General features: G+C 70.5%; 22 protein-coding genes. 12 read left to right on the forward strand and 10 right to left on the reverse strand.

Features of this window, described 5'->3' with window-relative positions; genetic code table 11:
• Nucleotides 1-347: 347 nt before the first annotated feature.
• Nucleotides 348-506: a hypothetical protein gene (locus tag AB0M43_RS15690; protein WP_363725064.1), complete on the reverse strand. Its 159-nt coding sequence runs from the start codon at nt 504-506 to the stop codon at nt 348-350.
• Complete coding sequence (locus AB0M43_RS15695; RefSeq protein ID WP_363725066.1) at nt 503-934, reverse strand: hypothetical protein; 432 nt, start codon at nt 932-934, stop codon at nt 503-505. The genes AB0M43_RS15690 and AB0M43_RS15695 overlap by 4 nt, the downstream gene beginning before the upstream one ends.
• Before the next feature lie 151 nt (nt 935-1,085).
• Between AB0M43_RS15695 and AB0M43_RS15700 the strand changes: the two genes are divergently transcribed.
• Entirely contained in the window at nt 1,086-1,715 is a 630-nt protein-coding gene (locus AB0M43_RS15700; protein WP_363725068.1) for a hypothetical protein, read from the forward strand.
• 56 nt (nt 1,716-1,771) lie between these two features.
• On the opposite strand, the gene AB0M43_RS15705 is transcribed toward AB0M43_RS15700, so the two are convergent.
• The 6 genes from AB0M43_RS15705 to AB0M43_RS15730 all read right to left on the reverse strand — a co-directional run bounded on the left by AB0M43_RS15705 (nt 1,772) and on the right by AB0M43_RS15730 (nt 8,842).
• Complete coding sequence (locus tag AB0M43_RS15705; protein ID WP_363725070.1) at nt 1,772-2,278, reverse strand: hypothetical protein; 507 nt, start codon at nt 2,276-2,278, stop codon at nt 1,772-1,774.
• A gap of 200 nt (nt 2,279-2,478) precedes the next feature.
• Entirely contained in the window at nt 2,479-2,814 is a 336-nt protein-coding gene (locus AB0M43_RS15710) for a Scr1 family TA system antitoxin-like transcriptional regulator (RefSeq protein WP_363725072.1), read from the reverse strand.
• Nucleotides 2,815-2,887: 73 nt separating this feature from the next.
• Nucleotides 2,888-3,301 carry a hypothetical protein gene (locus AB0M43_RS15715; protein ID WP_363725073.1) on the reverse strand — a complete coding sequence of 138 codons (414 nt, stop codon included), beginning with the start codon at nt 3,299-3,301 and terminating at the stop codon, nt 2,888-2,890.
• Nucleotides 3,302-3,827: 526 nt separating this feature from the next.
• Entirely contained in the window at nt 3,828-5,075 is a 1,248-nt protein-coding gene (locus AB0M43_RS15720) for a helix-turn-helix transcriptional regulator (protein WP_363725075.1), read from the reverse strand.
• 299 nt (nt 5,076-5,374) lie between these two features.
• The gene (locus AB0M43_RS15725) at nt 5,375-5,578 is read right to left on the reverse strand and encodes a hypothetical protein (RefSeq protein ID WP_363725077.1); all 204 of its coding nucleotides are present in this window, start codon (nt 5,576-5,578) and stop codon (nt 5,375-5,377) included.
• 219 nt (nt 5,579-5,797) lie between these two features.
• The gene (locus tag AB0M43_RS15730; protein WP_363725079.1) at nt 5,798-8,842 is read right to left on the reverse strand and encodes a BTAD domain-containing putative transcriptional regulator; all 3,045 of its coding nucleotides are present in this window, start codon (nt 8,840-8,842) and stop codon (nt 5,798-5,800) included.
• A gap of 457 nt (nt 8,843-9,299) precedes the next feature.
• On the opposite strand from AB0M43_RS15730, the gene AB0M43_RS15735 reads away from it, so the two are divergent.
• The 10 genes from AB0M43_RS15735 to AB0M43_RS15780 all read left to right on the forward strand — a co-directional run bounded on the left by AB0M43_RS15735 (nt 9,300) and on the right by AB0M43_RS15780 (nt 18,757).
• Complete coding sequence (locus AB0M43_RS15735) at nt 9,300-9,578, forward strand: hypothetical protein (RefSeq protein ID WP_363725081.1); 279 nt, start codon at nt 9,300-9,302, stop codon at nt 9,576-9,578.
• An 81-nt stretch (nt 9,579-9,659) separates the two neighbouring features.
• Nucleotides 9,660-10,916 (forward strand): aspartate kinase, encoded by a 1,257-nt coding sequence (locus AB0M43_RS15740; RefSeq protein WP_363725083.1) that lies wholly within the window; start codon nt 9,660-9,662, stop codon nt 10,914-10,916.
• Between the two features lie 12 nt (nt 10,917-10,928).
• Nucleotides 10,929-11,756 carry a 2-amino-3,7-dideoxy-D-threo-hept-6-ulosonate synthase gene (locus AB0M43_RS15745; RefSeq protein WP_363725084.1) on the forward strand — a complete coding sequence of 276 codons (828 nt, stop codon included), beginning with the start codon at nt 10,929-10,931 and terminating at the stop codon, nt 11,754-11,756.
• Between the two features lie 27 nt (nt 11,757-11,783).
• Nucleotides 11,784-12,914, forward strand: a complete 1,131-nt coding sequence (locus AB0M43_RS15750) for a 3-dehydroquinate synthase II family protein (RefSeq protein ID WP_363725086.1) — start codon at nt 11,784-11,786, stop codon at nt 12,912-12,914.
• Between the two features lie 2 nt (nt 12,915-12,916).
• Nucleotides 12,917-13,672, forward strand: a complete 756-nt coding sequence (locus AB0M43_RS15755; RefSeq protein ID WP_363725088.1) for an amidohydrolase family protein — start codon at nt 12,917-12,919, stop codon at nt 13,670-13,672.
• Nucleotides 13,669-14,958, forward strand: coding sequence for an AMP-binding protein (locus AB0M43_RS15760; protein ID WP_363725090.1), 1,290 nt, complete (start codon nt 13,669-13,671; stop codon nt 14,956-14,958). Before AB0M43_RS15755 ends, AB0M43_RS15760 begins: the two co-directional genes overlap by 4 nt.
• A 10-nt stretch (nt 14,959-14,968) precedes the next feature.
• Nucleotides 14,969-16,135: an FAD-dependent monooxygenase gene (locus AB0M43_RS15765; protein WP_363725092.1), complete on the forward strand. Its 1,167-nt coding sequence runs from the start codon at nt 14,969-14,971 to the stop codon at nt 16,133-16,135.
• The gene (locus tag AB0M43_RS15770) at nt 16,135-16,917 is read left to right on the forward strand and encodes a 2,3-dihydro-2,3-dihydroxybenzoate dehydrogenase (RefSeq protein WP_363725094.1); all 783 of its coding nucleotides are present in this window, start codon (nt 16,135-16,137) and stop codon (nt 16,915-16,917) included. The genes AB0M43_RS15765 and AB0M43_RS15770 overlap by 1 nt, the downstream gene beginning before the upstream one ends.
• Nucleotides 16,918-16,943: 26 nt before the next feature.
• Nucleotides 16,944-17,597 (forward strand): isochorismatase family protein, encoded by a 654-nt coding sequence (locus AB0M43_RS15775; RefSeq protein WP_363725096.1) that lies wholly within the window; start codon nt 16,944-16,946, stop codon nt 17,595-17,597.
• Nucleotides 17,594-18,757: a 3-deoxy-7-phosphoheptulonate synthase gene (locus AB0M43_RS15780; RefSeq protein ID WP_363725097.1), complete on the forward strand. Its 1,164-nt coding sequence runs from the start codon at nt 17,594-17,596 to the stop codon at nt 18,755-18,757. The genes AB0M43_RS15775 and AB0M43_RS15780 overlap by 4 nt, the downstream gene beginning before the upstream one ends.
• Nucleotides 18,758-18,808: 51 nt before the next feature.
• On the opposite strand, the gene AB0M43_RS15785 is transcribed toward AB0M43_RS15780, so the two are convergent.
• Together AB0M43_RS15785 and AB0M43_RS15790 are read right to left on the reverse strand one after the other, a co-directional pair.
• Entirely contained in the window at nt 18,809-20,902 is a 2,094-nt protein-coding gene (locus AB0M43_RS15785; protein ID WP_363725099.1) for a hypothetical protein, read from the reverse strand.
• A 141-nt stretch (nt 20,903-21,043) separates the two neighbouring features.
• Nucleotides 21,044-21,787: a tyrosine-protein phosphatase gene (locus AB0M43_RS15790; protein WP_363725101.1), complete on the reverse strand. Its 744-nt coding sequence runs from the start codon at nt 21,785-21,787 to the stop codon at nt 21,044-21,046.
• A gap of 245 nt (nt 21,788-22,032) precedes the next feature.
• On the opposite strand from AB0M43_RS15790, the gene AB0M43_RS15795 reads away from it, so the two are divergent.
• Entirely contained in the window at nt 22,033-23,022 is a 990-nt protein-coding gene (locus AB0M43_RS15795) for a ketoacyl-ACP synthase III (RefSeq protein ID WP_363725103.1), read from the forward strand.
• Nucleotides 23,023-23,028 lie beyond the last annotated feature (6 nt).

Consider the following 23,028-nt stretch of genomic DNA (forward strand, 5'->3'; position numbering starts at 1 on the left):
CAAGTCCGTGGCGCGGATCGCCCGGCGGCGGCGGTACTCGCTCGCGGGACTGGACCCACCGCCGATTGGCGTCCTTGCACAGCTCGCACTTGCAGCCATGGTCGCTGTACCCGTGCACGGTGCCATGTCGATGGTCGCCCTCTGACAATCCTCGAGCGCGCAGTTCTCTCTTGTACTTTGCGTAGGCGGCCCGGCAGTCGTCGCACCTGCATTTGTGGGCGGAGTAGCCCTTACTCGTGCCGTGGGGGAAGTTCGGAGAGTCCCGATCCATCAAACGACGGTACCGCCACGTCAGTGTGGAGGCTTCACTCTTTCAGGTGATCAGCCGCGCCGAAAGGCTTGACGGGTCAGCGGGTGATGCAGCAGTCGTCCTCGCCCGTGTACGCGGGACGAAACGGCTGGCAGCCGGGGCAGGGTCCGACCAGCTTGCCGTCGCCGTCGAGGACGTGCCCATCCGCACAGCCGGGAACGCAGCTGCCGGTCGGGGCCAGCGGGGGAGAGGTCATGTTCGACACGGGCGCTCCTTCGTGGTGGGTGCCCTGTCCAACGACCGGTGCGTGACCCGGGAACGCGGCCGGGCGGGGGAGGTCTGCCTCCCCCGCCCCTGGCCTACCACCACATGACGGTCGCGTGGTGCTCGTGCGCCCAGGTGGCCAGCTGGTGGAACTCGGCGAGCCGGCCGGCCAGGTAGTCGGGGGCGCCCGCAGTTTGTCCAGCGTCCGTCCGTGATGTCCGGAAGCCCGTACGCGTCGCACGTGGCGAGGTCGAGCAGGCCCTGGGCGAGCAGCACGCGGCCGATCATGTCGGCGGCGGCGACCTCACCCTCGGACTCCACTGGGAGTCCGAGGAGTCGGAGCAGAGCAGCGGTGTTGGCGCTGTTCATGTTGATCTCCGGCGCGTCGTCGAAGTAGGCGACGGTGAAGGTGATGGACATGCGGACCTCCCGGGGTGGGGTTGGGTAGCAGTCCCTTCGCGCTCTGGGCGCTAGGAGGTCCGATGTCCCGCTCTCGCGGGTCACACTGTTGAGTTGTTTTCTAAAGGGGTACCCCTTGATTTGCCAAAGGGGTACCCCTATGTTTCTTGGCATGGCAACCAGCACCCACAACACGCTCACCGACGCGATCGCCACCATCACCAGCGAGCACCCGGCAGCCGTCGACCAGCCCGGCCTCTCCGCCTGCCTCGACGAGCCGTACCGCGTCCTCTTCGATTCGGACGCCGCCGTGGCGTACCTGGCGCGGCACCGCCGCGGCGACCCCGACGAACCGGTCGACGTCCAGGAGCTCACGATCGACGAACTCCTGCTCACGGACCTTTCGGAGTTCATCGAGAACTGCCTCGACGAACTCACGAACACCACCGGCCTCATGGACGCCGACCATGTCGAGGAGGTCCTCGTCGAGATCACCGACATGCAGCTCGCCGACACCGCGCTCGGGGTCCGCCGGTTCGCCGCCGAACACGGGGGACTCGACGGGTACACGCCCGAGGGCGCGGTCGACCTCCGGCTGCGCAAGGCCATCGAGCGCCAGCGCCTGCACCTCACCCGCCTCGGACTCGCCAGGGCCGCCGGGATGAAGAAGACCATGGAGAAGGTGGGTACGGGCCACGGGGTGAAGAAGCGGGTCGCCGAGTACCTCGGCGTCCGGGTGCAGTCGGTCTTCGACGCGCTCGGCGTGGACGACAAGCGCTGGAAGAACCTGCGCGGCGAGTAGCCGGAACGGGACCGCGTCCCGTTCCCGGGGTCCACCGGGAACGAGGCGCGGCATGGCTACCGGGGTACGAGGCCTACCGCCCCGGCGCTGGCGAAGGCGAGCTGCCGGAAGAAGCCGTTGACGAGCAGCGGTTCCCGGCCGAATTCGCGGATCCAGTGCCGGTTGTCCCGGTCGGTCCAGCGCATCCACACTCGCAAGGGCGGCGGAGCGCCGTCCGGGAAGTCGAACACCATCGGCGCCCCGTGCCACTCCATGAAGCGGGACTCGCCTGCGGGGAGCCGGTTGCCCAGGGTGAGCGTGACCTTCTCGTCCACCCCGCTGCCGGGCTGGAACTCAAGGTCCAGCTCGGGCCTGAGGATGGCCCCGGACGGGTTGTCGTTGTGGATCCGGACGCCCTCGAACGTGGCGTGGCGGAGGGGGCGGCCGCCGCACGGGAGTTCGTGGACGTGGACGGTGGGGGCGTCGAAGTTCACGCCCGCCGCGTGGCGGTGAGGGGCGCGGAGCTCCACGCCCAGCTTGAAGAGGTTCGTACCCGCGGAGACCGCGGCGAGTTCGCCAGTCATGGTTCGAGCGTAGCCCCAAAAATCCTGTCTGACCGAGATGTCCAAAGTGGAAATGCGACAAGTGGATATGTGGTCACGGCCGGCAGTGATCACCGTCTCAGTGACCTCGCCGGAGGACCCGTATCCCGCCGGGCTCGATGTCGTTACGCGCCGCCCCGCGCACACCGTGCGAAGGGTTTCCTTCTCGGTATCAGCGGTCGTCAGGTCCCCGCGACGTCGTCCATGGTGGCGGTGACGAGCTTGCGGCCGTCGGCGCCGTACGTGGCGGAGGCCTGCAGGAGCGCGAACGCGCGAAGGTGCACGGCGACCTCGCGGGATTGGGTGACGTCGAGCCCGGCAGAGACGCCCTCGGTCTGGATTCTCTCCTCGTCGAAGACCCAGAAGGAGCCCTGCGCGAGGCAGCGCCACCCGCCGCCCGCCGGGATGATGCCCAGGCTGACGCGGGGCAGCGACATCACGGCAAGGAGCCGGTCGAGCTGGCCGAGCATCACGTCGGCCCCGCCGACCCGGATCCGCAAAGCCTTCTCCCCGTTCACCCCGTCACTCTCGCTGAAGCTGGCGGAAGCATGAAGGCCCTGACCGGTGATCAGAGCCTTCAGCTTCGACCTACTAGGCGTGAGCTCGGTCGGGGTGCAGTTCCCAGCGGTCGATCTCGCCGTCGTAGTCGGTCAGGACGAGGGAGTGCCGCAGGACGTAGGCCCGGCCGTGGAGGAGGGTCACCCCGCCACCGCCGTCCTCGGTGGGCAGATGACCGGTGATACGCCCGTGCCGGTCGACGAGGTGGTGCAGGGTCGTCGCCAGCTCCGCCGGCCCGGTTACCCGCCAGACCGCGCCCTGGGATTCGAGCTGGTAGTGCTGGCCCGGGATGAGCCACGCCGCGATGGGTGACGGGTCGTCAGCGCGAGCAAGGCACACCCCGATCAGCGCACACCTGCCGAGGGCGTGCCGGTCCTGGCCGGTGGTGTCGAGGATCCCGAGCGGTGCCGGCAGTATCTCGCCCGGCGGGCTGTGGGAGTGGGACATGACGTTCCTTTCGTGGGAGCCCGAGGGCCGCCGGCTGGAAACGGCGGCCCTCGGGTGACTGACCCGGCCAGGCGACAGGTGACCGCCACGCCGCCCGGCCGGGGATCTACGGCCGCTCGGGGGAGTGGCGAGACCAGATCTGGCCGTGCACCACGCAGGTGACCTCGTCAAACGGGCGGCGTCGCCAGCGGAGCCAACCGGTCCGGATCCATCGGGACGTCGGTCGGCAGGTCATCGGAATGTGCCGAGGGGCAGTCGACGCCAGCCGCGGGTATACGGCGGCGGAAACTCGGCGGGCAGTGCGAGGCGGGCGGAACGGTGCACAGTGGGCCTCCTCCAGGCAGGTGTGGAGGGGCGCGGCGATACCCGCCGCGCCGACGGCCCGACTTCGTCGGAGCGGGCCGCCGAGTCACCAGCGGCGAGCGGCGGGTATCCCGCCCAACAGCCGTAGGTGTCTCCGCAGTCACGCTAAGACGCGTCGAACGGGATCCCGGGTACGCCAGGTGTCGGGGTACGTCATGTACCCCTAATCGAGGACGATTGAGACCTTGCCGGCCAAGGCCACGGCGGACGCGCGCAGGTACGCGGGCGCTGTCTCGACGGCCCGGCGCACCATGTCCCTGCCGACCGGGCTGAAGGACACCACCTCGGCGGATACGTGGGCGGCCTGGTTGAGCAGGTGCAACACGCCCTCCCTGGAGCCTTCCAGATCCGCGAGGCGGGCGAGTTCCAGCAGGTGGCGGGCGCGGTGCTCAGTGGAGTGGATGGTCGCCGGGTCCAGGGCTTCGGCGTGCCTGGTCGCGGAGGTGGTGTCGCCGAGTTCGACCGCGCACATCACGCCGTACACCTCGGTGCGGACCGTGCCGACCTTCGTCCACGGGTGCGCGTAGCCCTTCGGGAGCATGGTGGTGACGATCCGGTGCGCCTTGCCCCACTCGGCCCAGGCGGCCTGGTCGCCGGCCCTGGCCCGGGTCAGCGCCCCGCACAGGTGCAGGTCGGCCAACATCGCGACGGACTCGGTATGCGAAGCGACGTGTCCGGGGGCGTCGCTGCGCGGTCCCGCCTCGACAAGGGGCTGGATCAGGTCGAGGGCTTCGCGGAGTCGTTCGACCGCCTCGTCGGAGCGGCCGGTGGCCCGGAGGAGGTGCGCCGAGTACCAGACCGAGCCGGCGATCGTCACCGGATCGTCCGTCTCCAGGGCGGCCGACATCGCCCGGTCGGCCGAGAGCCACACGAGTTCCCGGTCACCGTGCCAGGCCAGGTACGCCTGGGCCTGGTGGTATGCCTGCGCGAGCAGTGTGAGGACCTGTCGGCGTTCCTGGCCGGTGTGCAGGCGGGCCGCGAGTTGGAGCTGCTCCAACAGGTCCGGCAGGATCTCGCCGACCTCGGTCCGCTGGGACTGGGAGGTGTGCCAGAGGTTCCACGCCGCGTCGACCATCGCGCGCAGGTACTCCACGGATTGGGGTTCGCCGGAGATGGTGAGGGACCAGTTCGTCAGGGCGCGCCGCACGGCCGGGATGCTCGGGTGGGTCAGGCGCCCGGTCATCGGGAGGTGGCCGACCTGGGGGCCGAGGAGTTCCGCGAGGTCGTCGATGCGCAGGGCGGGTGCGAGCTTCTGCGCCGCGCTGAGGGTCAGTGACCGCTTGCCGTTCTCGATGAACTTGACCGTCGTCACCGACAGGCCGGACTGGGCGGCGAGGTCCGACTGCGACAGTCCGCGGGCCTTGCGGTGGGCGCGGACCCGGTCGCCGGGGCTGATCGATGACGATGACATGGCGGCCTCCCATGGGTACACTTGTACCCCATGCTACGCGCGCGGCCTCGTTCGACAAAGGACAGATTGCGGGGTAGCGGAACGAGGAGCTTTTCATTCATCCCATGAACCCCCCTCCCGGGTTATTGTCATGCGACTGCGAAAGTCCCGACCCCCATTCATCTTGGCTGTGCCGCGTTCGTACCCAATGGAATGAATTGGATTGATCGGTGGGCAAAACAAAAGCGGCCGTAACGGTGACTTCTCACCAGTTACGGACCGCCGCTGCTGTTCTCTTCGAACTCCCCCAGATCCGGAGATCAGCCGGACGGCTGTGTATTCGGGTTGGTCGGGCAACCAGGGAGGCGCGGGTTGTTCTTACAAGCGATCACGTCGGGCTGCGGGAAGCCGTCCGCCTCGACGTTCGCGCTGGTGGAGCGCGGGTTGTGGGTGAGTGCTTCCAGCCCTAGGAGGGCGGTGAGGAAGCCCGCGACGAGCACGATCAGGAACAGGCGCTTACGCATGCCCTGGTCCCCTTTCCAAGAAGGCCATTTACCGACGCCAATGACAATCGCGGGTCGTGATACCAAGCGGGTCCCTTACCGATACTTCCACTGGGTAAGAGCTAGTCAGGTCCGCTGGGGGCGTGCGTGCGGGGGGCTTTCACTTCGAGACTAGGGCGCGATCAAGGCTGGAAACTGTCGCATCCCGGTCTGCACATTGACCGAAAAGGCGATATGCCTTTACGTGGGTCGAACAGTGTCCATGATGGTGTTGAGAGTATCCGGGGCCGGAATTCCCATGGCGTCGTAGTGGTCCGCGGCGGTGCGGGCGTGCAGGGCCGCCTCGTCGGGCCGGTCGAGGTTGCGGCAGGCGAACGCGAGGCCGTCGAGGGCCTTGGCGATCTCCAGGCGGGCGTCGATCTCGCGGGCCATGTCGAAGGCCTGCTGGTGGCGCTTCAGGGCCTGGACGTGTTCGCCCCGGTCCCGGTGTACCGCGCCGAGGATGTTCTCCACCATGGCGCCGATCGCCGGCCGGCGCAGCGCCCAGAGCAGTTCGAGGGCCTGTCGGCCGCAGTCCTCCGCGCGGTCCAGGTCGCCCTGGCGGCGGTGGAACTCCGCGTAGTGCGCGAGGATGATCGCCCGGCGGCCCGGGGCGCCGATGTCCTTGGCCATCACCATCGTGCGGTCGAGCAGCCGGAAGGCCGTGGGCAGGTCGCCCAGGCCGGCGTGGCCGAGGGCCTCGTTCATCAGGCCGGTCAACTCGACGATCTGGCTGCCGAGTTCGCGTTCGATGGCGACGCCGCGCTGGGCGGTGGTGATGGCCTCGTCGTTGCGGCCGATGGTGGCCAGCACGTAGCTGAGGCCGATCAGGGCGGAGGCCTCGTCGCGGCGGTCACCGCAGAGCTGGTGGATCTCCAGGGCGCGTTCGTAGCAGCGCATCGCCTCGGTGAACTGGCCGAGTTCGCCGTAGTAGGAGCCCATCCGGTTCAGGCCGGCGCCCTCGCCCGACAGATCGCCGATCTTCGTGGCGAGGACGTGGCTCTGGCTGGCGTAGTCCACGGCCTCGCGGAGCCGGCCGACGTGCCAGTAGGGCAGGGAGAGGTTGAGCAGGCTGCGGCGTTCGGCGTCGTGGTCGCCCAACCGGCGGGCGGCCTCGACGGCGGTGTGCAGCATGGCCATCTCGTCGTGGATGTGGCCGCGCCAGAGCAGGTAGAAGCTCAGGTCGCGGGGCAGGTGGCACGCGTGCTGGTCCATGCCGAGCCGGTCGGCCCGGCGGACCGCCGCGATCAGGTTGGCCCGTTCGGCGTCGAACCAGGTGAGGCTGGCCGTGAAGTCGCAGACCGCCGGGGCCGTGGCCGGGGGGTGGGTCAGGCGCAGCTCGATCTGGGCCCGGCCCGGCTGGAGCAGGTCGGCGGCGCGGTGCGCGGTGTGCAGGTAGTAGTCGAGGAGCCGGTGCACGGCGTGCCGGCGTTCGGTGTCGGGCTCCTCGGCCTGGACGGTGATCTGCGCGTACCGCCGGACCAGGTCGTGGAAGGTGTACCGGTCGAGCACCCGCTGGGTGAGCAGGTGCGCGTCGAGCAGGTCCTCCAGGAGCGCCTCGACCGTCGCCGCCGGCAGGTCGGCCAGCGCCGCCGCCGCGTACAGGTCGAAGTCGGTGCCCGTGTGCAGCCCGAGCAGCCGGAAGAGGCGCCGGTGGTCGGGGCCGAGGAACCGGTAGGACAGCGAGATGGCCGAGGCCACGCTGCGGTCGCCGATGACGAGCTCGCCGAGTTGGCGGTCCTCGGCGCGTAGCCGTTCGAGGAGGTAGTTGACCGTCCACTGCGGGCGGTTCTGGCAGCGGGCGGCGGCGATCCGCAGGGCGAGGGGCAGCCGGCCGCACACCTCGATCAGGTCGGCGGCGGCGTCGTGCTCGCCCGGCGCCAGGTCGCGGCCGAGCACCCGGGTGAACAGGGCCAGCGACTCGGCCTGGGACAGCACGTCCACGGACAGCGGGGTCGCGCCGTCCAGGCCGGCGAGGCGGGCGCGGCTGGTGACGAGGACCATGCAGCCGGGGGTACCGGGGAGCAGCGGGCGGATCTGCGCGTACTCGGCGGCGTTGTCCAGCACGACGACGAGCCGGCGGCCGGCCACCTGGACCCGCCACCGCGCGGCCCGGCCCTCCAGGTCGTCGGGCAGCTGGTCGCCGGGGACGCCCATCGCGCGCAGCATCACCTCCAGCGCCTCGCAGGGCTCTAGGGGCTCGCGGCCGGGGGTGAAGCCGTGCAGGTCGATGAAGACCTGGCCGTCCGGGTACTGCTCGGCGGCCCGGTGCGCCACGTGCACGGCGAGCGCGGTCTTGCCCACCCCGGGCATGCCGTCGATGACGAACAGGGACAGCCCAGCCTCGGCGGCCCCGGCGAGCAGCCGGTCGACCTCCTCGCCCCGGCCGGTGAAGTCGGGGACGTCGTACGGCAGGGAGTTGGGGCGGACCACGGGCGGCGCGTCGACGGCCGCGACGGGGGCCGGTTGGGTGGGCGGGTCGAGGTCGGAGCTGTTGCGGAGGATGCGCTCGTGCAGCTTGACGAGTTCGGTGCCGGGGTCGATGCCCAGCTCCTCGGCGAGCAGGTGCCGGGTCTCCTCGTACAGGTGCAGGGCGTCGGCCTGGCGGCCCGACCGGTACAGCGCGAGCATCAGGTGGCCGCGCAGGGCCTCGCGGAGCGGGTGCTCGCTGAGCAGGGCGCGCAGTTCGCTGACGAGTTCGCGGGCCTCGCCCATCGCGAGCCGAAGGTCCATCAGGTGCTCGGTGGCGGCGAGCCTGCGCTCCTCCAGGACGGCGGCGGCCGACATGATCGCGGCGCTGTCGAGGCCGCTGAGCGCCTTGCCCCGCCACAGGTCGAGGGCCGCCTGGAGCTGGACGACGGTGTTGTGCGGCAGGCCCGCCGCGTCCGCCTCCCGCGCCCGGGTGAGTCGCACCTCGAACAGCCGGAGGTCGAGTTGTTCGACGTCGACGTCGATCCGGTAGCCGGGGCCGTCGGTGGAGATCAGTTCGGAGCCGGTGCCGAGGCGGCGGCGGAGGTCGGCGACCATCTTGCGGACCTGGTGCGAGGCGGTGGGCGGCGGATCGTCCTCCCAGGCGGCCTCGACGAGCCGGGGGAGCGGGACGACCTGGTTGGCGGCCAGCAGGAGCATGCCGAGCACGCGTTCCTGTCGGACCCCGCCGACGGCCAGCCGCGCTCCGTCCGACCACACCTCGAGCGGACCCAAGATCCGGAAGGTGAGGCCAGTCCCCGCGTCGGCCTGTGTCACCTGCCCACTATAGGACCGTGTTACGAGGACTGTGTAACCGAATGAAGCATCGAAATCTATAACGCTCTGCCCAAATCGCTCGGCCACCCACTTGTCCGTGTTCGCCGGCCAACTTGTCCTGTCTGGATCATGACTCTTCCGATTCGCCCGTAAAGGCCGGCCAGTTTGGGGGGAATCTCGGACCGGACACCGGATTTCGAAACGCATTTCGTGGTACTAGATCCCGCAGTCCCGATTTGTGTGGGTGTGGAATTGGACCCGGGCCGGAAACAGAAAACACACCGAACAGTTACCGAAGCGCGCCTGCGGCGAGTGGTAACCATTCGGAATCCATTTAGGAAGCCCGCCCCGCACGCTGGCCGGTAACAGGAGCGGTCTCGATGGGGGAGCCGCCCGGGGTGCCGATATTCGGCGAGGGGAAAACAAAGACATGACTGACATTACGCCTGAATGCCAGATGGCTCCGATCATCGACGGGTACGACAGCGCCGAGTGGGCCGGTCACGGCCTCGTCCGGGTGCCGCTGGAGCCGGTTTCCGGTGCCACGGAGGGATCCGAGGACATGGTGCTCATCTTTCCCGGCGCCAGGGCCAAGGGCCTCAAGTACGTCGTCGCCCGCTCGTGGGCCCCGAAGGACATGGTTCTCGCCGGCGCCGACCAGGCCTGGGAAATGTCCTGGGACACCGAGTGGATGGCGGGCTCCGACGCTGTCGAGGACGCGCGTTTCGTCCTCTAGGGATCGCGCGAACAAGTGATGTAGCGGCCCGCCGGGGACAGCGAGACTTCGATACGACAACGGAAAGGAGTGGTTGTTCCGATGGACATCGTGGTGCAGAAGTTCGGCGGTAGTTCTCTCGCGAGTGTCGAACGGATCTGGCGGGTCGCGAATTACGCGGCGGAAACTCATCGGTCAGGTCGAGCCACTGTCGTCGTGGTGTCGGCGCGCGGCGATTCCACCGACGAACTCCTCGCATTGGCGGGCGAGTTCGGCGGCGGGGACTTCTCGGACCGGACCACCCGGGAGACCGACCAGCTCCTCGTCACAGGGGAGGTCGTCTCGGCCGCCCTGACCGCGATGGCGATCGAACGCCTGGGCGTGCCGGCCGTGTCCCTGACCGGGGCGCAGGCCGGCATCGAGGTCGCCGGCAAGTACGGCGGCGGCGTCATCTCCAGCATCGACCCGAAGCGGATCCTCGCGCTGCTGGAGGCCGGCAACGTCGTGGTCGTCAGCGGCTTCCAGGGCACCAACGCCGCGGGCGACATGGTCACCCTCGGCCGGGGCGGCTCGGACACCACGGCCGTCGCGCTGGCGGCGGCGCTCGACGCGAGCCGGTGCCTGATCTACACGGACGTGGACGGCGTGTACACCGCCGACCCGCGGCTCGTGCCCACCGCGCGCGCCATGCCCGAGGTCGACGTCCGGCTGATGGCGGAGATGGCCTTCGCCGGGGCCCGGGTGCTGCACTCCCGCGCGGTGGAGCTCGCCGCCATGCGGGGCATGGAGCTGCAGGTTCTCAGTTCGTTCGCGCCGGGGGCGGGCACCCGGGTCTTTGAGGGGAGCAACGACGCGATGCTGGAGAGTGACGGCGCCGTGGTGGCCGTGACCCACGACTTCGATGTCGCACGGGTACTGGTCCGGGCCCGCAGGGACCTCGCGGCGGACATCCTGTCGGCCCTGGGCTCGCGGTCGATCCCCGTGGACCTGGTGGCCCGGTCCGGCCCGTCCGAGGACGAGTTCCGGATGGGCTTCACGGCCCGGCTCGGCGACATCCCGGAGGTGCTCGCCGTCCTCGGCGACGCCTTCCCGGAGGACGACGGCCAGGTCCGGGTCGACCGCGACGTGGCCAAGATCTCGCTGGTCGGCATGGGCCTGCTGAACCGGCCGGAGTACGCGGCCCGGATGATCTCGACGCTCGCCGCCGAGGGCATCTACACCAGCTGGATCTCCACGTCGCAGTTGCGCGTCTCGGCGGTCATCGAGCGCGCGCACGGAGCCCACGCGGTGGCCGTACTGCACCGCGAATTCGACCTGGAGACCGCCGCAGTGGTGGCCGACTCGATGACGGCAGCCTGAGGAGGAATGAACATGTTCGCCAATCAATCATTCGGGAGGCAGACCCGACTGGGCAGGTTGTTTCGCCATCCTGGTCAACGTCTACTCGTCGTTCCGTTGGATCACTCCGTCACCGATGGACCCATCGGGTTGGACATCGACGGACTCGTCGGACAGCTCGCCACGAACGGAGCCGACGCGGTCGTCCTGCACAAGGGCGTCCTGAGGCACGTGAGTCCGCACTGGTTCGCGCACACGGCGCTGATCGTGCACCTGAGCGCGAGTACGGTGCACGCGCCGAACCCGAACTCGAAGTACCTGGTCGCCAGTGTCGAGGAGTCGCTGCGCCTGGGCGCGGACGCCGTCAGCGTGCACGTCAACATCGGCTCGGAGGACGAGCGCGAGCAGATCGCGGACCTGGCGCTGGTCGCCGACGCCTGCGACCGGTGGAACGTGCCCCTGCTGGTGATGATCTACCCGCGCGGCCCGAAGATCACCAACCCGAACGACCCGGCCCTGGTCGCGCACGCGGTCACGGTCGCCGCCGACCTCGGCGCGGACGTCGTCAAGACGCTCTACGTCGGCTCCGAGGCCGAGATGCGCGACGTGGTCCGGGGCGCGTCCGTCCCGGTGATCGTGGCCGGCGGACCGCGCCGCGAGCAGCCGGCGGACGTGCTCGCGTACGTGGCGGAGACGCTGCGCGGCGGGGCCTCGGGCGTGGCGATGGGCCGCAACATCTTCCTGGCCACGGACCCGGGGGCCATGACCCGGCAGTTGGCGGACCTCATCCATGGCGAGATCCCCGGCGAGACCGTGCTGGACGCGCGACACACCGGCCGCATCAGCGTGCTGGCTAGCTGACCGACCCCGACTCTGAGAGGTTCCGCAATGAAGCTGTGCTGGGTGGACATCCGCTCGACCAACGGCCTGAAGGACGCCATCGTCGCCGAGGCGCTGCACCAGCGCGTCGACGGCATCATCGCCAACGACCTGGCCGACCTGACCAACCTGCCGCCGACCGTGACCCGGGTGCTGTTCCCGCAGGACGCGATCCCGGCGGACCTGACCGGCGCGGACGTCGTGCTCGTGGACACCGACAAGTTCGGCGACACCGCCACCCTGGCGCTGAAGTTCCCGGGCGTCGAGTTCGGCCGGTACGTGGAGATCGTGGACGCGCCGACCCTGGAGCAGGCGTGCGAGGCGGCCCGGACCGAGACGTGGTCCTACCTGCTGTTCCGCGACCCGACGAAGATCCCGCTGGAGATCGTGCTCGCCGCGGCCGGCGCGGGCAAGGACACCGGCAAGGGCAAGATCATCACCCAGGCGGCGGACGTCGAAGAGGCCGAGATCATCTTCATCGTCCTGGAGCACGGCTCCGACGGCGTGGCGATGGCCCCGAAGAACGTCGGCGACACCACCGCGCTGAAGGCCGCCGCCGAGGAGCGCTCCGCGCCGGTCGAGCTCGTCGAGCTGACCGTGCTGGAGACCGCGCACATCGGGATGGGCGAGCGGGCCTGCGTCGACACCACCTCGTACTTCGGGGAGGACGAGGGCATTCTCGTCGGCTCGCACTCCAAGGGCATGATCCTGTGCGTCAGCGAGACGCACCCGCTGCCGTACATGCCGACCCGGCCGTTCCGGGTGAACGCGGGCGCGATCCACTCGTACACGATGAGCAAGGCCGGCCGGACCAACTACCTCAGCGAGCTGAAGGCCGGCAGCAAGGTCCTCGCGGTCAACACCAAGGGCGAGACCCGGGTGATCACGGTCGGCCGGGTGAAGATCGAGTCCCGGCCGCTGATCTCGATCGACGCGGTGGCCCCCGACGGCCGCGCCGCGAACCTGATCCTCCAGGACGACTGGCACGTGCGGGTGCTCGGCCCCGGCGGCAAGGGCGGCGAGGACTACAAGGTGCTCAACAGCACCGAGCTGCGCCCCGGCGACAAGGTGTGGGGGTACCTGCCGACCGAGGACCGGCACGTCGGGTACCCGATCAACGAGTTCTCCCTGGAGAAGTAGGGATGGACCGGCCACCCTTCCTCGACTTCCACACCAGGCTCATGCCGGGCCCCGACGCCGTCGACCGGCAGCTCGCCCTGATGGCCGAACTGGGCATCGACCGGGCGGTCCTCGCGGCGGGCGCGGTCATCGACCCCGACCGGCTGGCGCGGCAGCTCGTGGAGGGTGGCCAGTTCGACTCCGACGCGGACAACGACGCGGTCCTGGCGGCGTGCGCGCGGTCGGGCGGCCGGCTGATCCCGTTCTTCTTCGCCAACCCGCACCGCCCGGCGGGCGTCTACCGCGAGCGGGCCGCCGAGTTCCGCGGCCTCGAACTGTCCCCGGCCGTGCACGGCATCCCGTTCGCGGACGAGCGGATGGTCGACCTCGTCCGGGTGGCGGGCGAGTTCGGCCACCCGGTCTACACCGTCTCGCTCGGCCAGCCCGGGTTCGGCGCCGGCGACCTGGTGGAGCTCGCGAAACGGTTCCCCGACATCACGTTCGTCCTCGGCCACTGTGGATTCCTCGCCGTGGACCTGCACGCGGTCAACCAGATCGCCCCGCAGCCCAACATCCTCGCGGAGACCTCGGGGACGTTCAGCTTCATCGTGAAGGCCGCGCTGGCCAGGCTCGGCGCGGACCGGGTGCTGTTCGGTTCCGAGCACCCGCACCAGCACCCGGCGGTGGAGATCACCAAGTACCGGACCCTCGACCTGCCCGAGGAGACCTGGAACAAGGTGGTCCGCCTCAACGCGCTACGAGTTTTGGGAGAGAGATGAGCACGCTACCCCGGATCGGTCAGTGGCGCAGCCTCGACGAGCTGCGCGCGTTGCAGGAGAAGCAGCTCCCGCACACGCTGGCCCAGGCGACCCGCTCGCCGTTCTACCGGGCCCGGTTCGGTGACACGCCGCCGGCGTTCGAGGACCTGGCGTTCACGAGCAAGCAGGACATGCGCGACCAGTACCCGTTCGGGATGCTCGCGGTGGACAAGGCGCTGCTGGCCACGTACCACGAGTCGAGTGGCACGTCGGGGCAGCCGACCCCGTCCTACTACACGGCCAACGACTGGACCGACCTCGCCGAGCGCTACGCCCGCAAGTGGATCGGGATCAGCGCCGAGGACACCTTCCTGGTCCGCACGCCCTACGCGCTCATGATCACCGGGCACCTCGCGCACGCCGCCGCCCGGCTGCACGGCGCGACCGTGGTGCCCGGCGACAACCGGTCCCTGGCGATGCCCTACTCGCGGGTCGTCCGGGTGCTGCACGACCTGGAGGTGACCCTGAGCTGGTCGATGCCGACCGAGACGCTGCTCTGGGCCGCCGCCGCCCGCGCCGCCGGGCACAAGCCCGGGACCGACTTCCCCAAGCTGCGGGCGCTGTTCGTCGGCGGCGAACCCCTCAGCGCCGCCCGGCGGGCCCGGATCAGCGAGATCTGGGGCGTGCCGGTGGTCGAGGAGTACGGCTCCACCGAGACCGGCAGCCTCGCCGGGGAGTGCGAGCACGGCCGGATGCACCTGTGGTCGGACCGGGCGGTCTTCGAGGTGTACGACCCGCTGACCGGCACCGTCGCGCCGGACGGCTGCGGCCAGCTCGTCGTCACCCCGCTGTACCGCGAGGCCATGCCCCTCCTGCGCTACAACCTGGAGGACAACGTCGAGGTCTCCTACGCCGAGTGCCCGTGCGGCTGGGTGCTGCCGAGCGTCCGGGTCCTCGGCCGGTCGGCGTTCGGCTACCCGGTCGGCGACGGCACCGTCACCCAGGCCCGCCTGGAGGACCTGGTGTTCGAGCTGCCGTCGTCCTACGAGGTCCTCTTCTGGCGGGCCAAGGCCGAGCCGGACGTGCTCACGGTCCAGATCGAGGTGCCCGACGCGCACCGGGCCGCCGCCGAGTCCGCCCTCACCGAGGTCATCCGCCGCGAACTGGCCGTCAACTGCCAGGTCACCGGGGTGGCGCCGGGCACCCTGGTCCCGAGCCAGGTGCTCACCGGCATCCACGACGTCGTCAAGCCGCGCAGCCTGTTCGGCGCGGACGAGGACTGGGACAAGGCACTCCTCTACTACTAGTGAGGAAGACATGAGAATCGCCATCGTCGGGGCCGGGCTCGCCGGACTCACCCTGTCCGCGGCACTGCACCGCAACGGCATCGCAGCACACGTGTACGAGCAGGCCCCGGAGCTCGCCGAGGTCGGCGCGGGCATCCAGCTCGCCCCCAACGCGGGCCGCCTGCTGCACCGCCTCGGCCTCGCCGACCGCCTGGACAAGGTGGCCGTGCGGCCGGTGGCGCTGGAGATGCGCCGCTACCACGACAACGCGGTCCTGTTCCGGCACGGCCTGGGCGCGGACTGCGCGGACCTGTACGGCGCGCCGTACTACACCGTGCACCGCGCGCACCTGCACCAGGCGCTCCTCGACCTGCTGCCCTCGGACTCGGTGACCCTGGACAGCCAGGTCGTCGCGGTGACCGACCGCGAGGAGGACGTGCTGCTGGAGTTCGCCGACGGGCGCTCGGCCACCGCCGATCTGGTGGTCGGGGCCGACGGCATCCACTCCCTGCTCAGGGCGCGGATCGTCACCGACCAGCCCCGGTTCTCCGGCCACGCCGCCTACCGGGGCCTGGTACCCGCCGAACGGTTGTCGCACCTGCTCGACGAGCCGAAGGTCCTGCTGTGGTTCGGCCCCGGTCAGCACGTCGTCTGCTACCCGATCTCGGGCGGCCGGACGATCAGCTTCGTGGCCACCGCGCCCGCCGGGGGCTGGCGGGTCGAGTCCTGGCAGGCGTCGGGCTCCGTCGAGGAGCTGGCGGAGGCCTACGAGGGCTGGCACCCCGAGGTGCTCGGCGTCCTCCGGGCCGCCGACAGCGTCCAGAAGTGGGCCCTGCACGACCGGGACCCGTTGCGCCGGTGGCGGGACGGCCGGGTCGTCATGGTCGGCGACGCCGCGCACCCGGTGCTGCCGTTCGGGGCGCAGGGCGCGGCCCAGGGCATCGAGGACGCCGCGGCGCTGGCCCGGTGCCTGACGGACGCGACGCCCACCGGCCTCGACGAGGCCCTCGACCGCTACGAGCGCAACCGGCGACCCAGGATCGCCGCGGTCCGGGCGTGGGTGCAGAGCAACACCCGCAACCACCACTACGACGACGGCGAACAGCAGCGCCAACGGGACGGCGCGATGGACGCCAACTGGGGGCTGACCAGCCAGGAATGGCTGTACGGATACGACGCGGAAAGGCTGGACGGGTAATGGACTCACTGGGCATCAGTGGCAAGGTCGCCATGGTCACGGGGGCGGCCCAGGGCATCGGCAGGGCCGTCGTCGCGGCGCTGCTGGAGAACGAGGCCTCGGTCGCGGCGGTCGACAACAACGCCGACCAGCTGTCGAGGCTGCTGGAGCAGTCCGGCGCGGGGCACAAGCTCAGCGTCTTCCCGACCGACGTGCGCGACAGCGCGGCCGTCGACGAGACCGTGGCCACCATCGAGCGCGAACTCGGGCCGATCGACATCCTGGTCAACGTCGCGGGCGTGCTGCGCACCGGTCCCGTGGTCGACATGACCGACGAGGACTGGGACGCCGTGTTCTCGGTGAACACCGACGGCGTCTTCTACATCTCCCGGGCCGTGGCGCGCCGGATGCGGACCAACCCGTCGAGCGTCATCGTCACCGTCGCGTCCAACGCGGCCGGGGTGCCCCGGATGAACATGGGCGCGTACGCCGCCTCCAAGGCCGCCTCGACCATGTTCACCAAGTGCCTCGGGCTGGAGCTCGCCGAGTACGGGGTGCGGTGCAACGTGGTCGCGCCCGGGTCCACGTACACCGACATGCAGACCTCCATGTGGGCCGACTCCGACGGCGCGCGGATGGTCATCGAGGGCTCGCCCACCGCCTACAAGATCGGCATTCCGCTGCGCCGGATCGCGGACCCCGCGGACATCGCCGACGCGGTGCTCTTCCTGGTCTCCGACCGGGCCCGGCACATCACCATGCACGACCTCTACGTCGACGGCGGGGCCGCACTCGGGGTCTGACCGCGCGACCCGCAGAAGGGAAGATCATGGGAATTCCGTCCATCGTGCCCTACGCCATGCCGTGCGAGGCCGAGCTACCCGAGAACGTCGCCACCTGGCAGCCCGACCCGCAACGCGTCGTCCTGCTCGTCCACGACATGCAGCGCTACTTCGTGGACTTCCTGCCGGCCGGATCCGAGCTGGTCAGCCTGCTGGTGAACAACGCCGCGCGGCTGCGGGACGCGGCGGTCGAGCAGAACATCCCGATCGTGTACACCGCGCAGCCCGGCGCCATGACCCCCGAACAGCGCGGCCTGCTGCGCGACATCTGGGGTCCCGGGATGAGCGCCGACGCGGACACCCGCCGGATCGTGCCGGAGCTCGCGCCCCGGCCGCAGGACACGGTGCTGACCAAGTGGCGGTACAGCGCGTTCCACCGGTCCCGCCTGGAGACCATTCTCCGGGACAGCGGCCGCGACCAGCTCCTGATCTGCGGGGTCTACGCGCACGTCGGCATCCTCAAGACCGCCCTCGACGCGTTCACCCTGGACATCGAACCGTTCCTGGTGGCCGACGCCATCGCGGACTTCACCGAGGCGGACCACAAGATGACCCTGGACTACGCCGCCCGGCGGTGCGCGGTGACGCTGAGTACCCGTCGCGTGGTGGAGGCTCTGAGCCCCGTGGGCAGCCTGCGGTGACCGCGGCACTGTCCTGGGACCGGCTGCCCGCCGCGCAGCAACCCGACTGGCGCGACCACCCCGCCTACCCCCGGACCCGGGCGTTCCTCGCCGCCGCCACCCCGCTGGTCACCCCCGAGGAGCTCACCGAACTGCGCGGGGACCTGGCGAAGGTGGCGGCCGGCGAGGCGCAGGTGCTCCAGATCGGCGACTGCGCCGAGAACTTCTACGAGTGCACCCCGGCCCGGACCAGGACCAAGATCGGGGTACTGGAGGACCTCGGCGACCACCTCGCGAAGCTCACCGGCCGGCCCGTGGTGCGGATCGGCCGGCTCGGCGGCCAGTTCGGCAAACCCCGATCGGAACCCACAGAGGTGTACGAGGGCGTCGAGCTGCCCACCTTCCGGGGCCACCTGGTGAACTCGGAGATCCCGACCCGCGCCGCCCGCCGGCACGACCCGCGCCGCCTGCTGTGGGCGTACGAGGCCAGCGCCGAGGTGACCGGGATGGTCCGCGAGCACCGCAGCCAGCGCGACCCCCTGCACGGCTCCGGCCCCTGGTCCAGCCACGAGGCCCTGGTGCTGGACTACGAGGGCCCCCTGCTGCGCCCCGCCCCGGACGGCACCTACCTCGGCTCGACCCACCTGCCCTGGATCGGGGAACGCACCCGGCAGACCGACGCCGCGCACGTGCACCTGCTGGCCTCGGTGCTCAACCCGGTCGGCTGCAAGGTGGGCCCGACCGCGACCCCCGCCGGACTCCTGGAGCTGTGCGAACTCCTCGACCCCGCCCGGGAGCCGGGCCGGCTGGTGCTCATCTCGCGGATGGGGCGCGGACTCCGCGAGGCCCTGCCGCCGCTGCTCCGCGCCGTCCGGCGGGCCGGGCACCAGGCCGTGTGGCTGTGCGATCCGATGCACGGGAACACGGTGAAGACCGGTTCCGGGGTGAAGACCCGGCTGCTGCCCGACATCGTCGCGGAGCTGACCGCGTTCCGGGAGGTGCTGCTCGACCAGGGGCAGGTGCCCGGCGGGGTGCACCTGGAGGCGTCGGCGTCCCCGGTGACGGAGTGCGTGGGGCACGGGGTGGCAGAGGACGACCTGTCGTCGGAGGCGTACACGACGCTGTGCGATCCCCGGCTCGACCCGGAGCAGACCCGGCAGGTGCTGTCGGAGTACGCGTAGAGACAGCGGCGCCCCCGGGGAGTACCCCGGGGGCGCCGCCTCAGGCCACGGTCAGGACACGGCCTTGAAGCCGACCGCGAACGGCTGCGCGCCGGACGTCGGAGCGAGCGCGCCCCGGGTCAGGGCGCTGCCGGTCGGCACGTGGAAGTAGTACCGCCCGACCACGTCGACGACGAGGTGCACGTTGCCGCCGTGGTTGTACACGTTGAACGCGTTGGACGGGCCGATCGCGGTGACCGCCGCGTTGGGCGTCACCTTGCCCGGCTGCGGGTTCAGGTTGCTGACACCCGGCTTGTTCTGGCCGGCGATGCCGTTGGCCCACAGGGTCAGCACCGTCGGGATCGACGGGTTCACGGCCGTGACGTTCAGCGCCAGGCTGTAGGTCGTGCCGCCGGCGGTGTCGAGCACGGTGCCGGGCGCCGTGACCTTCGTCGTGGTCGCCTGGCCGAGCGCGCCGGGCGCGCCGAGGCCGTCACGGGTGTCCACGATCCGGGTCGGCGTGATCGCGTCGAACCGCAGGCCGTCACCCGAGAAGTAGCCGTCGTCGAAGTAGCCGACGATGTCGACGATCACGTGCGTGGTCGTCTGGGTGTACACGCCGATCACGGGCCAGCCCTCGGCCTGACCGCAGCCCCAGCAGTCCGCGGTCGGGACGACGGCCAGGTTCGGCACGGTCTCGTTGCGCTGGAAGTTCAGGGTCGACGTGGACATGAAGTCCGACTCCCGGCCGTTCCACGCGGACAGGTAACCCTGGCCGACCGACTCCGTCGAGGTGACGTTGACGACGTACGCGCGGATGTGGGAGTTGGCGGAGCCGAAGTTCAGCCCGGTGCGCAGGTAGTAGTTCGACGGCAGCTTGGTGCCGCCCGTGCGGGTGTCGATGAGCCGGGTCGGGGTGATCGGGTGGAACAGGCCGCCCATCGAGTACACCTGGTCGCTGTCCACGTAGTAGCCCTGGACGTCGGCGATGACGTGCGTGAGGCCGGAGTGGTTGTAGATGTCCACCCCGCCGTCGGTGCCGACCTTGACCGTGACCGAGTTCGCCCCGGTCCAGCCCGGCATGAAGTTCAGCGAGGACGCCGTCGGGCGGGCCACACCCTTCGGGAACAGGGTGAGGAAGCCCGAGTCGGTGGGGTCTGTGACCGTCACGTTCAGCGTGACCGCCGAGGCCCCGACCGGGACGCCGCCGCGACCGCCGACCTGCAGGTGCAGGATGCCGCCCGGTCCGACCCGGCCGGTCGGCGCGCCGTTGCCGGAGCGGGTGTCGAGGATCCGGTTCGGGTTGAGCCGGGTGTACGTGCCCTTGTTGCCCGCCCACGAGTCGTTCCCGTACAGCGAGAAGTCGAAGGTCAGCGTGCCGCCCGTGGTGACGTTCGGGAACGACAGCTGGGCCGTCTGCGGGCCCCGCACCGCGGTGAGCGGCGTGATCGTGACCGTGCACGTCGCGGCGTTCGCGAGGATCGCGCCGGAGCAGGTGTCCGCCGTGACGGGGAACGCCGCCGGGTGCTGGCCCGTGACGGCGACCGTGCCGAGCTTGGTCGACCCGGAGCCGAGGGACGTCACGACGACCTGGTGCGGGGCGCCCGGGACGTTGACCTCCTGGGTGCCGAGCTCGATCGAGGTGAGCCCGACCTCGAGCCCGTTGTACCCGACCGTGGACTTCCACCGGACCTGGCCGGTGACCGGGGTGCTGTTGTCGCACTGGTAGGAGAAGTCGGCCGCGAACGAGGCGATCACGCCCGCGGCGCGGGTGACCTCCAGGACCTTGATGGAGCCGGAGGTCTGGTTGCAGCCGCGCGAGCCGGAGCTGATGTCCATGCCGGCGTAGGCGCCCTCGGCGGAGCGCTTCACCTGGTACGTCGTACCGACCTGCCAGGGGGTCGACGGCGGGGCGACGATCTCGCCGCCGACGCTGTCACCGCGGACCGGGACGGCGCCGACGTTGAAGCCCTCGGCCCCCCACGGGGTGAACGTCACGGTCGCGGTACTCGCGTCGAAGACGCGGCTCCCGTTGAACATGTAGTTGCCGGAAGCCGGGCCGGCGAGCACCAGCGCGTTGTACGGCGCGGTCGGCGCCGCCGGTGCGGCCAGAGCGGGAGCCGGAAGAACTGCGGCAGAAGCTACCAGGGCGATGGCAGCGGTCATGGCACCGCGAAGTATGCGCAAGAGTCTCCCCCGTGTGAGATGTGAGCGCGTAATTGGGGCTCCAACTTAGAGCCGTGGGGCCCCCGCGCGCAATCCATTTAGGGAAGTCTGTCGATATCTCACGTTGGTACCGCTATGGGGTCAGGCGGTGTGGTCTGACGCGTTCGTCAGCAGGTGCGCCCGCAGCTCCGCGACCACGCCGTCGTCGAGCCCGAGGTGGTCGCGGACGTAGTCGGGCAGCGAGCCGTACGTCCTCGTGAGGTCGGCGAGGAAGAGGACCATCAGCTCGGCGGGCGCCTGGCCGTAGCCGGGCCAGGTCAGGGGGCGGCCGCTGGCGACGTAGTCCGCGACGGAACGGTCCGTGGCCAGGTTCGTGAGCGCGAAGTCGGCCGCGATGTCCGCCTCCGACACGCCCAGCAGGCCCAGGACCAGGGCGGCGACGATCCCGGTGCGGTCCTTGCCCGCCGCGCAGTGGAAGACCACCGGGGCGTTCGCGTCGGCGGCGATCAGCTCCAGCACGGTCCGCAGTTCGGCGGCGCCGTCGAGGGCGACCTCGGCGTACTTCTCCGCCAGGAACGGCGCGACCCGCACCTCGGGGCCGAGCCTGGGCTGGCTGTAGGGCCGGTGCTCGACACTCAGGTTGTGGTACGCCAGCCCCGGGGTCTGAGGCACCCGGCCCCGGGCCTCGATCTCGAACGGATACCGCAGGTCGATGACGGTGCGCACCCCGAGCGCGGTGAACGTGTCCATGTCCGCGCCGGCCAGCTTGCCGAGCGAGTCGGAACGGTAGAGCCGGCCCCACCGCACGGTGCCGCCGTCGGCCGTCCGGTACCCGCCGAGGTCGCGGAAGTTGTGCAGTTTCTCGAACGCGATGTGCCTTGTCACGCGGGCAACGGTAGCGGCAGCCGGCGGTCGGGGCTGTCCCGTCCCGGGCGCGGGCGGCACCCGTCACGCGCCGTCGTCGGGAGCTGGGCGGGCCCGACGCGGTCGTCGTCCGGGGCTCGAGCCGCCGGTGCCGGTACCCGGATGGGGGTCCTTTAGCAGACTGTTGGGGTCCTGACAAGAGGGGCGGGGCTCTTCCTGTGTGCGTGCTGGTGACGGACGATTCCAGCAGACAGGGGAGGGTGACAATGGGCGCTCGGATCACGGGCATGGCGGTGCACCTGCCGGAGACCACGCTGACCAGCGGTGAGGTCACGGACCGGATCACCGGGTACCGGCCACCGGCCGGGTTGGTCGAACGCTTGACCGGCGTGCGGTCACTACACGTGATGCCCGCCGACTGGCAGGCGTCGGACCTGGCCGCCGAGGCCGCGCGGAAGCTGTTCGCCGACACCGGCACCGACCCGGCGGACATCGACCTGCTGCTCTTCGCGTCGGCCAGCCAGGACATGGTCGAACCGGCCACCGCGCACATCGTGGCCGCCAAACTGGGCCTGAGCTGCCCGGTGTTCGACGTGAAGAACGCGTGCAACAGCGTGCTGAACGCGGTCGAGGTCGCCGACGCGCTGATCGGTGCCGGGGGGTACCGGCGGGTGCTGATCGCCAGCGGGGAGGCCCCGTCGCGCGCCGTGCGGTGGGACGTGCCGGACCTGAAGGAGTACCTGACGGCGCTGCCCGGGTACACGCTGTCGGACGCCGGGGCCGCGCTCGTGATGGAACGCTCCGACCGGCCCGGCGTCCTCGGCTCCGGCTTCTCCGCGCACTCGGAGGCGTGGCAGGTCGGCACCCTGCCCGCCGGCGGTTCCGCGCACCCCCGCGACCCCGCGTATAGCTACTTCCGGCTCGACGGGGCCGCGCTCAAGGACGCGTTCGACGCGTTCGGGGCCGAGATCGTGCTCGACACGCTCGGGCGGTTAGGGCTGGGCTGGGACGACTTCGCGGTGGTGGCCGTGCACCAGGTGTCCCTGCCGTACCTGGAGATCCTGCGCGAACGGCTCGGGATCCCGGCGGACAAGCTGGTCGTGACGCTCGCCGAACACGGGAACCTCGCGTCGGCCAGTCTGCCGTTCCAGCTGGTCCGGGCCCGGGAGGCTGGCAGGCTGGGTCCGGGGGACCGGGCGTGCCTGATCGGGCTGGCCGGTGGCGTGAGCATGGGCGTGATGGCGGTGGAACTGTGAACGTCA

This window comes from Longispora sp. NPDC051575, from assembly GCF_040681875.1.
Lineage (GTDB): Bacteria > Actinomycetota > Actinomycetes > Mycobacteriales > Micromonosporaceae > Longispora.